Consider the following 13,912-nt stretch of genomic DNA (forward strand, 5'->3'; position numbering starts at 1 on the left):
GGAATTCCCGGATCCGGGGCATCCGGGCTCCGGGACTAACGAGGTTCCGGCCGCACGTGCACCACGTCGCCGGCGCCGACCGCCTGCCGGGTGCCGTCCGCGGTCCGCACCACCAGCCGGCCGTCGCCGTCCAACGCCACGGCCTCGCCGAGCAGTTCGCGATCGCCGGGGAGCTGCACCCGCACCTGGCGGCCGAGCGTGGTGCAGCGCGCGGTGTAGGCCGGCAGCAGTCCGCTGGCCTGCGGGTCGCCGTGCGCCTCCTGCCAGTCGCCGTAGAGCTCGGCGAACTCGCGCAGCAGGGCGCGCAGCAGGGTGGCCCGGTCGGTGACCTCGGCGCCGGCCAGCGCCAGCGAGGCGGCGGTGGGCACCGGCAGTTCCTCGGCGCGCAGCGAGACGTTCAGGCCGAGGCCGACCACGACGGCCTCGCCGGTCAGCTCGGTGAGGATGCCGCCCAGCTTGCGCTCGGCGCCGTCGATCTCCACCTGGAGGTCGTTGGGCCACTTCAGGCCGGCCTGTGTTCCGGCGATCCGGCTCAGCGTGGACGCCACCGAGACGCCGACCAGGATCGGCAGCCAGCCGAGGCGCTCCCGGGGCACCGTGGGGCGCAGCAGCATCGACATGAAGAGGCCGGAGCGGGCCGGCGCCGACCAGCGGCGGTCCAGCCGGCCGCGCGCCGCGTCCTGCCGCTCAGCGATCAGCACCGTGCCCTCGGCGGCGCCGGCCCGGGCCCGCTCGGTGAGGTCGGTGTTGGTGGAGCCGGTCACCTCGACCACGTCCAGCGCCGTCCACAGGCCGCCGGGGACCAGCAGGTCGTGGCGGAGCGCGGCGGCGTCCAGCGGCGGGCGGTCGAGGTCGGTCCAGGGGGAGGGCCCTTCGTGGCCGAAGCCACGCAGTCCGCTGCGGCGGGGACGGTCTTCGGTCATGGGGCCAGCCTAACCACGCCTAGGCCGCCCCATCGTGCCGCAGAACGGCCGGTTGACACACTGTGTCGCTGGCCATAACACCGATGGCGGGCGGCTGGCTAGGCTACCCAGCGGTAGTCCACGGCACCGCGCTGCCCTGCCGGGCTCCGCCACCCTCCACCGCGTCGCTCACGTGAGGAACTCCCCCGGATGACCGACCTGTCCACCTCGCCGGACCCGCACACCACCGCCGGAAAGCTCGCCGATCTGCGCCGCCGGATCGACGAGGCGGTGCACTCCGGCTCCGCCGCGGCGGTCGAGAAGCAGCACGCCAAGGGCAAGTTGACGGCCCGTGAGCGAGTGCTGGAGCTGCTGGACGAGGACTCCTTCGTGGAGTTCGACGAGTTCGCCCGGCACCGCTCCACCAACTTCGGCCAGCAGAAGAACCGGCCGTACGGCGACGGCGTGGTCACCGGCTACGGCACCGTGGACGGCCGTCAGGTCGCGGTCTTCGCCCAGGACTTCACGGTCTTCGGCGGCTCGCTCGGCGAGGTCTTCGGCGAGAAGATCGTCAAGGTGATGGACTTCGCACTGAAGACGGGCTGCCCGGTGATCGGGATCAACGACTCCGGCGGCGCCCGGATCCAGGAGGGCGTGGTCTCGCTCGGCCTCTACGGCGAGATCTTCCGCCGCAATGTGCACGCCTCCGGGGTGATCCCGCAGATCTCGCTGATCATGGGCCCGTGCGCGGGCGGCGCGGTCTACTCCCCCGCGATCACCGACTTCGTGGTGATGGCCGACCAGACCTCGCACATGTTCATCACCGGCCCCGACGTGATCAAGACGGTCACCGGTGAGGACGTCGGCATGGAGGAGCTGGGCGGCGCCCGGACCCACAACACCAAGTCCGGCAACGCGCACTACCTCGCCTCGGACGAGAAGGAGGCGATCGAGTACGTCAAGAGCCTGCTGTCGTACCTGCCCTCCAACAACCTGAGCGACCCGCCGGCCTACCCCGAGGAGGCCGACCTCGAGGTCTCCGAGCTGGACCTGGAGCTCGACACCATCGTGCCGGACTCGGCCAACCAGCCGTACGACATGCGCAAGGTGATCGAGCACGTGCTCGACGACGGCGAGTTCCTGGAGACCCAGCCGCTCTACGCCGGGAACATCATCACCGGCTTCGGCCGGGTCGAGGGCCACGCGGTCGGCGTGGTCGGCAACCAGCCGATGGACCTGGCCGGCTGCCTGGACATCGCGGCCAGCGAGAAGGCCGCCCGGTTCGTGCGGACCTGCGACAGCTTCAACATCCCGGTGCTGACCTTCGTCGACGTGCCCGGCTTCCTGCCCGGCACCGGCCAGGAGTGGGACGGCATCATCCGCCGCGGCGCCAAGCTGATCTACGCCTACGCCGAGGCCACCGTGCCGCTGATCACCGTGATCACCCGCAAGGCCTTCGGCGGCGCCTACGACGTGATGGGCTCCAAGCACCTGGGCGCCGACCTCAACCTGGCCTGGCCGACCGCGCAGATCGCCGTGATGGGCGCGCAGGGCGCGGCCAACATCGTCTACCGCCGGGAGCTGGCCGAGGCCGCCGCCGCGGGCCACGACGTGGAGGCCCGGCGCGCCGAACTGGTCGCCGAGTACGAGGACACCCTGCTCAACCCCTACCTGGCGGCCGAGCGCGGCTACGTGGACGCGGTGATCCCGCCCTCCGAGACCCGCAAGCACATCGTCCGGGGCCTGCGGGCACTGCGCGGCAAGCGCGAGGTGCTGCCGCCGAAGAAGCACGGCAACATCCCCCTGTAGGCCCAGGAAGGACGGGAAGGACTCGACGATGTCCGAGATCCATGTGCTGCACGGGCAGCCGACCCCCGAGGAGTTGGCCACCGTCCTGGCGGTGGTCCAAACCCGGGCCGCCGCTGCACAGGCCGCCCGCGAGGCGGCGGCGCGGGTGGCGAGCGGCCCGGCCTCCCCGTGGACCGACCGGTCCCGCGCCATGCGGTCGGCGCCGCACCCCGGCCCGAACGTCTGGCGTACCTCCGGTTGGGCGCACTGAGCGGAAGCTGAGCAGCGGCTGAGTACGCGTACTCAGGCAATTCGGGCCGGATCGGGCCAGACTGGGGCGGTGCTCTGGTCCGATCCGTCCCACGAACCCTCCCCCGAGGCCCGGCGCGCCGCCGAGATGCTGCGCCGGGCCGGCCGGCTGCTGGCCTTCGCCGTGCTGCTGATGGCGGTCGTGCTGATCCTCTTCTGAGCCGTCTCCCGGCCCGCGTCCCGGCCTGGCGGCAGGCCCTAGGCTGGGCGCCATGACTGATCGCCGCACCCTGGTCCTCGCCTCCGCCTCCCCCGCCCGGCTGGGTCTGCTCCGGCAGGCCGGCCTCGACCCGAAGGTGATCGTCAGCGGGGTGGACGAGGACGCGCTCAGCGCCCCCACCCCCGGTGAACTGGCCCTGGTGCTGGCCGAGGCCAAGGCCGCCGCGGTGGCCACCGGGCTGACCGGCGGCGAACTGGTGATCGGCTGCGACTCGGTGCTGGAGCTGGACGGCCAGGCGCTCGGCAAGCCGGCCGACCCCGCCGAGGCGCGACGGCGCTGGCAGGCGATGCGCGGGCGCAGCGGGGTGCTGCAGACCGGGCACTGCGTGATCGACACCGCAAACGGCCGCCGCGCCTCGGCGACCGCCTCCACCACCGTGCACTTCGGCGCGCCGGACGACGCCGAGATCGAGGCGTACGTGGCCAGCGGCGAACCACTGCACGTGGCCGGGGCGTTCACCCTCGACGGCCGCTCGGCGCCGTTCATCACCGGCATCGAGGGCGACCACGGCAACGTGATCGGCCTGTCGCTGCCGCTGCTGCGCTCGCTGCTGGGCGAGTTGGACCTGCGGATCACCGATCTCTGGACCGCCTGAGCCGCGCAGGCCTAGGCTGACCCGCCGTAATCGGGGAGGGGGACCGGATGACGGACGCCGTACTCAACGTCGTACTGGGCCTGCTGACCAGCGCCATCGGCGCGGCGGCGGGCTGGCTGCTGCAGACACTGCGGCGGCGCCGCCGAACTGCCAGGCTCCAGGCGTTCTACGGGCTGCCGAGCGGCTCGGAGTGCCTGCTGGTGGTCAACCGGCACATGAAGAGTCCGAGCCAGAACAGTGTGCACCGGGACGACGTCAGCGCCCTGATGGAGTTGGCCGTGCTGGTCAACTCCTGCGGAGCCCGGCCGGACATCGTGGCACACGACCAGGTCCGCCAGGGCCTCGGCCGGCAGGCCGAGTTCTGCCTGGGCGGGCCGAGCAGCAACGAGCGCACCGCCGCGCACCTGAACTGGCGCCTGCCTGCGGTGCGTTTCGACGGCGGGTCGTCGATCACGGTCGGCGACCGGGAGTTCCGCATGGAACCCGCCACCGAGGACTCGCCCGGCGACTGCTACGCCCTGCTGGCCCGCCTCGACCCCGGCGACGGCGGCCGCCCGGTCTTCGTGATATCCGGCCTGACCGCGATCGCCAACCATGCGGCGGTCCGTTACCTGAGCGCCCACCAGCGGGAGTTGGCCCGCCGCGCCGGCCCGCACGGAACCTTCGCACTGGTGCTGCGGGTCGTCGGTCCACTCACCTACGGCCCGGACGTTGTCGAGTTGGTGGCCGATGTGACCGAGGCGGCGACCGCCCCGGTCCAGGCCGCCGCCACGGCCGGAACGGGCTGATGTGGCGAAGGCCACGACCGCGCCGCTGCGGCTGGAGCCGCGGGCCGGGCGGCGGGCGTACCGTTGCCACCTGCGGGCCTGCCGGTGTGTGCGCGCATGATCACGATCTGCGTCACGCTCCGTGTGGGCAAGCTCACCACTGGGGGCTACTCGCCGGTACTACCTCGTCATCCCTAAACTCCATCGAGGTTCAAGAAGGGAGCCACAGTGCGCAAGGTGCTCATCGCCAACCGCGGAGAAATCGCCGTCCGCGTCGCCAGGGCCTGCTCGGACGCCGGTATCGCCAGCGTCGCCGTATACGCCGAGCCGGACCGGGACGCGCTGCACGTCCGCGCGGCCGACGAGGCCTATGCGCTCGGCGGCGACACCCCGGCCACCAGCTACCTGGACATCGCCAAGGTCCTCAAGGCGGCCGCCGACTCGGGTGCGGACGCCGTCCACCCCGGTTACGGCTTTCTGTCAGAGAACGCCGAATTCGCCCAGGCGGTGCTCGACGCCGGGCTGATCTGGATCGGCCCGCCGCCGCAGGCCATCCGCGACCTCGGTGACAAGGTCACCGCCCGGCACGTGGCCCAGCGGGCCGGCGCGCCGCTGGTGGCCGGCACCCCGGACCCGGTCTCCGGGCCGGACGAGGTGGTCGCGTTCGCCCGCGAGCACGGCCTGCCGGTCGCCATCAAGGCCGCCTTCGGCGGTGGCGGGCGCGGCCTGAAGGTGGCCCGCACCCTGGAGGAGATCCCGGAGCTCTTCGAGTCCGCGGTGCGCGAGGCGGTCGCCGCCTTCGGTCGCGGCGAGTGCTTCGTGGAGCGCTACCTGGACAACCCGCGGCACGTCGAGACCCAGTGCCTGGCCGACCAGCACGGCAACGTGGTGGTCGTCTCCACCCGTGACTGCTCGCTGCAGCGCCGGCACCAGAAGCTGGTCGAGGAGGCGCCCGCGCCGTTCCTGACCGACGAGCAGAACGCCGAGCTGTACCGCGCCTCCAAGGCGATCCTCAAGGAGGCCGGCTACGTCGGCGCCGGCACCTGCGAGTTCCTGGTCGCCCTGGACGGCACCATCTCGTTCCTTGAGGTCAACACCCGCCTCCAGGTCGAGCACCCGGTGACCGAGGAGGTCACCGGCATCGACCTGGTCCGCGAGATGTTCCGGATCGCCGACGGCGAGGAGCTCGGCTACGACGACCCGAAGATCCGCGCCCACTCCTTCGAGTTCCGGATCAACGGCGAGGACCCGGGGCGCAACTTCCTGCCGGCCCCCGGCACCGTGACGCTGTTCGCGCCGCCGGCCGGCCCCGGTGTCCGGCTGGACTCCGGCGTGGAGACCGGCTCGGTGATCGGCCCCGCCTGGGACTCGCTGCTCGCCAAGCTGATCGTCACCGGTCGGGACCGCAAGCAGGCCCTGGAGCGGGCCAAGCGCGCCCTGGCCGAGTTCAAGGTGGAGGGCATGGCGACCGCCATCCCGTTCCACCAGGCGGTCGTCGTCGACCCGGCGTTCGCGCCCGAGGTGCACGGCTCCGACGCCCCGTTCAGCGTCTACACCCGCTGGATCGAGACCGACTTCGACAACACCATCCCGCCGTTCGCCGGCGGTGCGGCCGACGGCGAGGAGCCGGACGGCCGGGAGACCGTGGTGGTCGAGGTCGGCGGCAAGCGGATCGAGGTCTCGCTGCCCGCCTCGCTGGGCGTGGGCAGCGCTCCGGCCGCCGCCGGCCCGGCCGGCAAGGCCAAGCGCCGGGTGGGCACGAAGAAGGCCGGTTCGGCCGTCTCCGGCGACACCCTGGCCTCGCCGATGCAGGGCACCATCGTCAAGGTCGCCGTCGAGGAGGGCCAGACGGTCGCCGAGGGCGACCTGATCGTGGTCCTGGAGGCGATGAAGATGGAGCAGCCGCTCAACGCCCACAAGGCCGGCACCGTGACCGGTCTGAAGGCCGAGGTCGGCGGGAGCGTCAGCAGCGGCGCCGCGCTCTGCGAGATCAAGGACTGAACGCTCCGCGACCGAGCGCTCGCGGACTGACGCGAGATCGAGACCGACGCGAGATCGAGGACTGACGAGCCGTCAGCAGCCACTGGCGGCTCGTCGGCCCCCGCCTCCCGAGTGGCCCGCTGACTCCCAGCCCACAGGCTGGGACCGGCGGGCCACCGTCGTCAGCGCGCCCCGGCCAGCCTGGTCGGCAGCAGGCCGGGCGGCGGTCCGCCGGCCATCCCGGGGCGGCGCTGGCCGGGCAGCGGGGCCCCTGGACCTCCTCCCGGCCCGCCTGGCCCGCCTGGCCCCCGGCGCATCCCGGGTTGCTGCTGAGGCTGCTGGGGGTGGCGCTCCGGCCCCGCCGGATGGCCGGGCGCCTCGGCGGTCAGGCCGAGGGGGGCCAGCGAGATCTGCACGCCGCAGTCGGCCAGTGCGTCCAACTCGCGGGCGGTCGGGTCGTTCCCGGCAGCCTGCTCGTCCGTGACCAGCCGGGTGATGGCGTCGGTCGGGACGGTCTGGAACATGCTGTCCGCGCCGAGCTTGGTGTGGTCGGCGAGGATGATCACCTCGGTGGCCGACTGCACCAGTGCCCGGTCCACGCTCGCGGAGAGCATGTTGGCGGTGGACAGACCGCGCTCGGCGGTCAGGCCACTGCCGGAGATGAAGGCCTTGGTCACCCGCAGCCCGTTGAGCGACTGCTCGGCACTGCTGCCGACCAGGGCGTAGTTGGAACCGCGCAGCGTGCCGCCGGTCATCACCACCTCCACCCGGTTGGCATGGGCGAGGGCCTGGGCGACCAGCAGCGAGTTGGTGACCACCGTCAGGCCCGGCACCCGGGCCAGGCGGCGGGCCAGCTCCTGGTTGGTGGTGCCGGCGCCGATCACCACTTGGTCGCCTTCCTCGACCATGGTGGCCGCGAGGTCGGCGATGGCACTCTTCTCGGCGGCCGCGAGGTGGGTTTTCTGCGGGTACCCGGGCTCGCGACTGAAGCCTCCGGGGAGCACCGCGCCGCCGTGTCGGCGGTCGAGCAGCCCTTCGGCCTCCAGCGCCCGCACGTCCCGCCGGACGGTGACTTCGGAGGTCTGGACGACACGGGCCAGTTCACGGAGCGACACGGCTCCGTTGGCCCGCACCATTTCGAGGATCAACTGGCGACGTTCTGCAGCAAACACAGAACCGACGGTAACTCTCCGGACGCTCCGCTTTCAGGCGTTTGCCGCTAGTAACAGGAACTGCTCACCATCGCACGGCGCGCACCCTTACAATGCGCGCCGACATGCTCCGGTACGCCCCGGCCGTTCGGACGATATGTCCGCGCAAGCGGGTGAAACGGTCAGGATTCGCTCTCGGCCCGCTTGCGAATGTGCAGCTGGCGAGCCGCCTCCGCGGTGGAACCGGACAGCGACGGGTAGACCGTGAAAGCGTTCGCGACCTGCTCGACCGTCAAGCTGTTGTCCACCGCGAGCGAGATCGAGTGAATCAGTTCGCTCGCGCGCGGCGCGACCACCACACCGCCGACCACGATGCCGGTGCCGGGGCGGCAGAGGAGCTTCACGAAGCCGTCCCGGATGCCCTGCATCTTGGCCCGCGGGTTGCCGCGCAGCGGCAGCTTGATCTCGACCGCGTCCATCTTTCCGCAGGAGACGTCGGCCGCGGTGTAGCCGACCGTGGCGATCTCCGGGTCGGTGAAGATGTTGGAGGCGATGGTCTTCAGATTGAGCGGCTGCACCGCGTCGCCCAGCGCGTGGTACATCGCGATCCGGCCCTGCATGGCCGCCACCGAGGCGAGCATGAAGACGCCGGTGCAGTCGCCGGCCGCGTAGACGCCCGAGGCGGAGGTGCGGGAGACCCGGTCCACCACGATCTGGCCCCAGTCGTTCAGCTTGACCCCGGCCTCCTCCAGACCCATGTCCGCGGTGTTGGGGATGGAGCCGATCGCGATCAGGCAGTGGGTGCCGCTGATCACCTCGCCGGTGTTCAGGGTCACCTCCACCCGGTCGCCCACGCGCTTGGCGCTCTCGGCGCGCCGCCGGCTCATCACGTTCATGCCGCGGCGCCGGAAGACCTCCTCCAGCACCTCGGCGGCGTCCGGGTCCTCGCCCGGCAGCACCCGGTCGCGGCTGGAGACCAGGGTGACCTTGGAGCCGAGCGCCTGGTAGGCGCCGGCGAACTCGGCACCGGTGACACCGGAACCGACCACGATCAGCTCGGCCGGCAGCTTCTCGATGTCGTACATCTGGGTCCAGTTGAGGATCCGCTCGCCGTCCGGCCGGGCGTCCGGCGCCTCCCGCGGGTGCACCCCGGTGGCGATCAGCACGGTGTCGGCGCGCAGCGACTGGGTGTCGCCGTCCGGACCCTCGACGATCACCTCGCGGGAGCCGTCCGCCGCCTGGCCGCCGGCGCCGAGCCGGCCCTTGCCGCGCAGCACGGTGACGCCGGCCCGGGTGACCGACTGGGTGATGTCGTGCGACTGGGCGATCGCCAGCCGCTTCACCCGTCGGTTGACCTTGCCGAGGTCGACGCTGATCGCGCGCTCCTCGCGGCCCTCGGTCTCGCCGTCCAGGGTGATGCCGAGCTCCTGGTACGAGGCGTCGAAGTTGGTCAGCACCTCCGCGGTCGCGATCAGGGTCTTGGACGGCACGCAGTCGGTCAGCACCGACGCTCCACCCAGGCCGTCGCGGTCGACGACGGTCACCTCCGCGCCGAGCTGGGCCGCCACCAGGGCCGCCTCGTATCCGCCGGGTCCGCCACCGATGATCACGATCCGAGTCACGTCACCCATTGTCCCGCACGGTGCCTGAGGCGCGAACAGCGGGCTCGCGGTTCGGGCGGGCCACCTGCCACGGCCGCCGCGACTGTGACCGAACGCACATCCGCACCCCGGCACTGGCGCGGACCGGCCGCGCACCGGTCGGTCCGCCAACTCCCGTAGGCTGACGCCCATGTCGCTGTATGCCGCGTATGCCACCAACCTCGACTCCCGGCAGATGAGCCGGCGGGCTCCGCACTCCCCGCTGCGCGGAACCGGCTGGCTGGACGGCTGGCGGCTGACCTTCGGCGGCGAGCAGCTGGGCTGGGAGGGCTCGCTGGCGACCGTGGTGGAGGACGAGAAGGAGCAGGTCTTCGTCTCGCTCTACGACGTGGCGCCGATGGACGAGGAGGGCCTGGACCGCTGGGAGGGCGTGCAGCTCGGCATCTACCGGAAGATCCGGCTGCGGGCGCACACCCTCGACGGCGACGTGCCGGTCTGGACGTACGTGCTGAACGACTACGAGGGCGGCCTGCCCGCGGCCCGCTACCTCGGGCTGATCGCGGACGCCGCGGAGAGCGCCGGCGCACCCGACGACTACGTCCGCGAGCTGCGCCACCGCCCCTGCTGAGGGCAACTGGCGGTTCTGCCGAAGCCCAACTGTCGTTCCCGGACAAATGCGGTGCTTTTAGGTCAACCGGGTAACGATCCGGCATGCTCCGCCCGATCTGTCTACGCGCGTAGGCATTTTCTTGTCTATCCTCGGCCGTGTGAACGCTTCTCCTCAGACCGCCGTGTCCGCCGACCCCTATGCCGCCGCTCAGGCCGCCGCAGCGAAGCTGCGCGAGCTGACCGGCGCCGAGCGCCACGACGTCGCCCTCGTGATGGGCTCCGGCTGGGTGCCGGCCGCCGACGCCCTCGGCGAGACGGTGGCGGAATTCCCCGTTACCGAGCTGCCCGGGTTCCCCGCCCCCGCCGTGGCCGGCCACGCGGGCAAGATCCGCTCCGTGAAGATTGGCGACAAGCGCGCGCTGATCTTCCTCGGCCGCAACCACTACTACGAGGGCCACGGCGTGGCCACCGTGGTGCACGGTGTCCGCACCGCCGCCGCGGCGGGCTGCCAGACCATCGTGCTCACCAACGGCTGCGGCGGCCTGCGCCAGGGCTGGCAGCCCGGCCAGCCGGTGCTGATCAGCGACCACATCAACCTGACCGCGGACTCCCCGATCGTCGGCGCCAACTTCGTCGACCTCACCGACCTGTACTCCAAGCGGCTGCGCGCCCTCTGCAAGGAGGTCGACGCGAGCCTGGACGAGGCCGTCTACGTGCAGTTCCGCGGCCCGCACTACGAGACCCCGGCCGAGGTCAACATGGCCCGGGTGATCGGCGGCGAGCTGGTCGGCATGTCCACCACCCTGGAGGCCATCGCCGCCCGCGAGGCCGGCGCCGAGGTGCTGGGCATCTCGCTGGTCACCAACCTGGCCGCCGGCATCACCGGCGAGCCGCTCAACCACGAAGAGGTGCTGGAGGCCGGCAAGGCCTCCGCCGAGCGGATGGGCGAGCTGCTGGCGAAGGTCCTGGAGCGGATCTGACGTTCCACCACGGCCCGGGTGCGAACACGCGCCCGGGCCGCTTCCTGTCTTCTGATGATCCTCTGATCCTCTTGACGATCCTCTGATCGACGATCCTCTGATTCCGGAGTGAGCGATGGCCGACACCACCAACCTCAAGGCCCGGGTCCAGCAGTGGCTGGCCGAGGACCCCGACCCCCAGACCCGCGATGAGCTGGCCGCCCTGCTGGCCGCCGCCGAGGCGGGCGACGACTGGCAGCAGCTGGCCGAGCGGTTCGCCGACCGGCTGCAGTTCGGCACCGCCGGCCTGCGCGGTGAGCTCGGCGCCGGCCCGATGCGGATGAACCGCGCCGTGGTGATCCGGGCCGCCGCCGGCCTGGCCGGGTACCTGCGCGCCGGCGGGGCCGGTGACCTCGTGGTGGTCGGCTACGACGCCCGGCACAAGTCCTACGACTTCGCCCGGGACACCGCCGCGGTGATGGTCGGCGCCGGCCTGCGCGCCGCGCTGCTGCCCGGCCCGCTGCCCACCCCGGTGCTCGCCTTCGCGATCCGCCACCTGGGCGCGGCGGCCGGCGTGATGGTGACGGCCAGCCACAACCCGCCGCAGGACAACGGCTACAAGGTCTACCTGGGCGACGGCTCGCAGATCGTGCCCCCGGCCGACGCCGCGATCGCCGCCGAGATCGACGCCATCGGCTCGCTGTCCGACGCCCCGCTCGCCGCCGACGGCTGGCAGCTGCTCGGCGACGAGGTCGTCGACGCCTACCTGGCCCGGGCCGCGACCGTGCTGGACGCGGACGGTCCGCGCGACCTGAACGTGGTCTACACCCCGCTGCACGGGGTCGGCCGGGACACCCTGCTGGCCGCCTGGCGGCAGGCCGGCTTCCCGGCGCCGACGGTCGTCGCCGCGCAGGCCGACCCGGACCCGGAGTTCCCCACCGTGGCCTTCCCCAACCCGGAGGAGCCCGGCGCGATGGACCTGGCCTTCGCCACCGCCGCCGAGGCCGGCCCGGACCTGGTGATCGCCAACGACCCGGACGCCGACCGCTGCGCGGTGGCCGTGCCGGACGCCGCCGCCCCGACCGGCTGGCGGATGCTGCGCGGCGACGAGGTGGGCGCGCTGCTCGGCGCCGCGCTGGCCGCCAAGCAGGCCAAGGGCACCTTCGCCACCACCATCGTCTCGTCCACCCTGCTCGGCCGGATCGCCGAGGCCGCCGGGCTCGGGTACGCCGAGACCCTGACCGGTTTCAAGTGGATCTCCCGCGCCGACGGCCTGCGCTACGGCTACGAGGAGGCGCTCGGCTACTGCGTCGACCCCGAGGGCGTCCGGGACAAGGACGGCATCACCGCCGCGCTGCTGGTCGCCGAGCTGGCCGCCGGCCTCAAGCGGGACGGGCGCACCCTGACCGACCTGCTGGACGAGCTGGCGCTGACCCACGGCCTGCACGCCACCGACCAGCTGTCGGTGCGGGTCGAGGACCTGTCGCTGATCGCCGCCGCGATGCGCACCCTGCGCGAGCAGCCGCCGACCGCGCTGGCCGGCCTGACCGTCACCCGGGCCGACGACCTGACGGCGGGCAGTGCCGACCTGCCGCCCACCGACGGGCTGCGCTACTACCTGGCGGGCGAGGCCGTGCGCGGCGCCCGGATCGTGGTCCGGCCGTCCGGGACCGAGCCCAAGCTCAAGTGCTACCTGGAGGTCGTGCTGCCGGTGGGCTCGGCCGCTGAGCTGGCCGGCGCCCGGGAGCGGGCCGCCGAGCTGCTGGGCGCGCTCAAGCGGGACCTCGCGGTGGCCGCGGGGATCTGACCCCCGGTACGACGGCTGCGGCCCGCGTGCCCCGAGCTTCGGGGGACGCGGGCCGCTCTGCGTTCCGGTGTCTCGGATCCGTGTCTCAGACGGACAGCAGGGTGATCAGGGCCACCAGCCCGGCCAGGGTGGGGGCGATCACCCACCAGCACCACGCCACGGTGATCTCGCCCTTGGCGCTCGGGCGGACGGCGTTCCGCTCGGCCTGCTCGCGCAGCAGGTCGACCACCTGGTCGGACCAGGCGCGGTTGGGGTCCGGCGCACCGGGCACGGCACCGCGGCGAGCGCGGGCCTCGGCCGCCAGCTTGGCGCGCGGGTCGCCCTCCGCGGCGCTGCGCGCCACCCGCCGGTTGGCCTTCTTGCGCTGGCGCAGCGAGACCGGGACCGCCCACATCTGGAAGCTGCGGCCGCCGGCCAGCAGCTCCGCCGAGTACCCGGCGCGCAGCCCCTCCACCTCGGCCCACGGCACGGTGACGGTGCGCAGCGGGTTGCGGATCACCACCCGGTCGAGCCCGGCCGTGACGGCGGGGCGCAGCGTGTAGGCGATCACCGGGAAGGCGAACACGGGAGCGGCGGCCAGCGCGACCCACGGGGTCTTCCCGGTGCTGCTCACCATCGCGTCGACGATCAGCCAGCCGGCGACGAGCAGCAGCATGACGCCGGAGATGATGCCGGGCATCGAGCGGAAGACCTGGTCGGCGTACTTCGGCTCGTCGGCGGGGGCGGCAGTGCCCGGGTCGGGCGTGCCGTCGGATTCGGTCATGGTGACGATTCTGCCCCATGGGTCCCGTGCTACCCGGGGACGCACTGGTCACCGTTCGGCCGCAACCCGGCAACCTTCCGGTCAGCCCCTCGGCCGCCGGACCAGCACGATGGCCCCGTAGAGCGCCAGGACGAGCACCCCGGCACCCGCGATCCTGGCGAGCTCACCGGTCACGGCCAGCACCGTGCCGTCGGCCCGCAGCACCCGCGGTCCGTCGTCCACCACCGCGATCAGGCCGGCCAGACCCGGCAGCCACTCCAGATGGCTGGGCCGCCGCTCCGCCCGCAGCCGCCGGTGCCGGTGCGCCCGCACCGTCACCGACAGCCGAACGCTCACGGCGATCAGCAGGAACCCGGCCCAGACCAAAGGCCACTGCGCCGACTCGAACACGGTGCCACCTCCCCGGCAGGCGGTCCTCCCCTTGAGGTGGACGCTACCCGCGTCAAGCTGGTCGTTATCCG

Annotated in this window: 14 protein-coding genes; 9 read left to right on the plus strand and 5 right to left on the minus strand. The window is 72.6% G+C overall.

Going from position 1 to position 13,912, the window contains the following annotated elements:
* Nucleotides 1–35: 35 nt before the first annotated feature.
* Nucleotides 36–923, minus strand: a complete 888-nt coding sequence (locus P3T35_RS13555) for a biotin--[acetyl-CoA-carboxylase] ligase (protein ID WP_101381513.1) — start codon at nt 921–923, stop codon at nt 36–38.
* 189 nt (nt 924–1,112) lie between these two features.
* Here P3T35_RS13555 and P3T35_RS13560 point away from each other — a divergent pair, with 189 nt between their 5' ends.
* The 6 genes from P3T35_RS13560 to P3T35_RS13585 all read left to right on the plus strand — a co-directional run bounded on the left by P3T35_RS13560 (nt 1,113) and on the right by P3T35_RS13585 (nt 6,582).
* Complete coding sequence (locus P3T35_RS13560) at nt 1,113–2,711, plus strand: acyl-CoA carboxylase subunit beta (RefSeq protein WP_101381512.1); 1,599 nt, start codon at nt 1,113–1,115, stop codon at nt 2,709–2,711.
* Between the two features lie 28 nt (nt 2,712–2,739).
* Nucleotides 2,740–2,961, plus strand: a complete 222-nt coding sequence (locus P3T35_RS13565) for an acyl-CoA carboxylase subunit epsilon (RefSeq protein WP_101381511.1) — start codon at nt 2,740–2,742, stop codon at nt 2,959–2,961.
* Nucleotides 2,962–3,030: 69 nt separating this feature from the next.
* Nucleotides 3,031–3,159 carry a hypothetical protein gene (locus P3T35_RS13570; protein ID WP_267286708.1) on the plus strand — a complete coding sequence of 43 codons (129 nt, stop codon included), beginning with the start codon at nt 3,031–3,033 and terminating at the stop codon, nt 3,157–3,159.
* A gap of 52 nt (nt 3,160–3,211) precedes the next feature.
* The gene (locus P3T35_RS13575; RefSeq protein ID WP_101381510.1) at nt 3,212–3,814 is read left to right on the plus strand and encodes a nucleoside triphosphate pyrophosphatase; all 603 of its coding nucleotides are present in this window, start codon (nt 3,212–3,214) and stop codon (nt 3,812–3,814) included.
* 47 nt (nt 3,815–3,861) lie between these two features.
* Nucleotides 3,862–4,602: a hypothetical protein gene (locus tag P3T35_RS13580; RefSeq protein WP_101381509.1), complete on the plus strand. Its 741-nt coding sequence runs from the start codon at nt 3,862–3,864 to the stop codon at nt 4,600–4,602.
* A gap of 207 nt (nt 4,603–4,809) precedes the next feature.
* Complete coding sequence (locus P3T35_RS13585) at nt 4,810–6,582, plus strand: biotin carboxylase N-terminal domain-containing protein (protein WP_101381508.1); 1,773 nt, start codon at nt 4,810–4,812, stop codon at nt 6,580–6,582.
* Between the two features lie 161 nt (nt 6,583–6,743).
* Here the strand turns inward: P3T35_RS13585 and P3T35_RS13590 are convergent, their stop codons facing one another.
* Together P3T35_RS13590 and P3T35_RS13595 are read right to left on the minus strand one after the other, a co-directional pair.
* On the minus strand, nt 6,744–7,733 hold the full coding sequence (locus P3T35_RS13590) for a DeoR/GlpR family DNA-binding transcription regulator (RefSeq protein ID WP_101381507.1): 990 nt from the start codon (nt 7,731–7,733) through the stop codon (nt 6,744–6,746).
* Between the two features lie 161 nt (nt 7,734–7,894).
* Complete coding sequence (locus P3T35_RS13595) at nt 7,895–9,343, minus strand: NAD(P)H-quinone dehydrogenase (RefSeq protein WP_101381506.1); 1,449 nt, start codon at nt 9,341–9,343, stop codon at nt 7,895–7,897.
* A 160-nt stretch (nt 9,344–9,503) separates the two neighbouring features.
* On the opposite strand from P3T35_RS13595, the gene P3T35_RS13600 reads away from it, so the two are divergent.
* From P3T35_RS13600 to P3T35_RS13610, 3 genes are all read left to right on the plus strand, one after another.
* On the plus strand, nt 9,504–9,941 hold the full coding sequence (locus tag P3T35_RS13600) for a gamma-glutamylcyclotransferase (RefSeq protein WP_101381505.1): 438 nt from the start codon (nt 9,504–9,506) through the stop codon (nt 9,939–9,941).
* A gap of 139 nt (nt 9,942–10,080) precedes the next feature.
* Nucleotides 10,081–10,902 carry a purine-nucleoside phosphorylase gene (locus tag P3T35_RS13605; RefSeq protein ID WP_101381504.1) on the plus strand — a complete coding sequence of 274 codons (822 nt, stop codon included), beginning with the start codon at nt 10,081–10,083 and terminating at the stop codon, nt 10,900–10,902.
* A 115-nt stretch (nt 10,903–11,017) separates the two neighbouring features.
* The gene (locus tag P3T35_RS13610) at nt 11,018–12,688 is read left to right on the plus strand and encodes a phospho-sugar mutase (protein ID WP_101381503.1); all 1,671 of its coding nucleotides are present in this window, start codon (nt 11,018–11,020) and stop codon (nt 12,686–12,688) included.
* A gap of 85 nt (nt 12,689–12,773) precedes the next feature.
* Here P3T35_RS13610 and P3T35_RS13615 read toward each other — a convergent pair whose 3' ends face one another.
* On the minus strand, nt 12,774–13,451 hold the full coding sequence (locus P3T35_RS13615; RefSeq protein ID WP_101381502.1) for a PH domain-containing protein: 678 nt from the start codon (nt 13,449–13,451) through the stop codon (nt 12,774–12,776).
* A gap of 81 nt (nt 13,452–13,532) precedes the next feature.
* A complete protein-coding gene (locus P3T35_RS13620) occupies nt 13,533–13,841 on the minus strand; it encodes a hypothetical protein (RefSeq protein WP_101381501.1) in 309 nt (102 codons plus the stop codon).
* Nucleotides 13,842–13,912: the final 71 nt, after the last annotated feature.

This window comes from Kitasatospora sp. GP30, assembly GCF_029892145.1.
Taxonomy (GTDB): Bacteria; Actinomycetota; Actinomycetes; order Streptomycetales; family Streptomycetaceae; genus Kitasatospora; species Kitasatospora acidiphila.

What these genes read in the sequence shown, in the direction of transcription:
- P3T35_RS13560 (WP_101381512.1), top strand. Translation starts at nt 1,113, where the DNA reads ATGACCGACCTGTCCACCTCGCCGGACCCGCACACCACCGCCGGAAAG.
- P3T35_RS13565 (WP_101381511.1), top strand. Translation starts at nt 2,740, where the DNA reads ATGTCCGAGATCCATGTGCTGCACGGGCAGCCGACCCCCGAGGAGTTG.
- P3T35_RS13610 (WP_101381503.1), top strand. Translation starts at nt 11,018, where the DNA reads ATGGCCGACACCACCAACCTCAAGGCCCGGGTCCAGCAGTGGCTGGCC.
- P3T35_RS13595 (WP_101381506.1), bottom strand. Translation starts at nt 9,343, where the DNA reads ATGGGTGACGTGACTCGGATCGTGATCATCGGTGGCGGACCCGGCGGA.
- P3T35_RS13615 (WP_101381502.1), bottom strand. Translation starts at nt 13,451, where the DNA reads ATGACCGAATCCGACGGCACGCCCGACCCGGGCACTGCCGCCCCCGCC.
- P3T35_RS13600 (WP_101381505.1), top strand. Translation starts at nt 9,504, where the DNA reads ATGTCGCTGTATGCCGCGTATGCCACCAACCTCGACTCCCGGCAGATG.
- P3T35_RS13580 (WP_101381509.1), top strand. Translation starts at nt 3,862, where the DNA reads ATGACGGACGCCGTACTCAACGTCGTACTGGGCCTGCTGACCAGCGCC.
- P3T35_RS13575 (WP_101381510.1), top strand. Translation starts at nt 3,212, where the DNA reads ATGACTGATCGCCGCACCCTGGTCCTCGCCTCCGCCTCCCCCGCCCGG.
- P3T35_RS13555 (WP_101381513.1), bottom strand. Translation starts at nt 923, where the DNA reads ATGACCGAAGACCGTCCCCGCCGCAGCGGACTGCGTGGCTTCGGCCAC.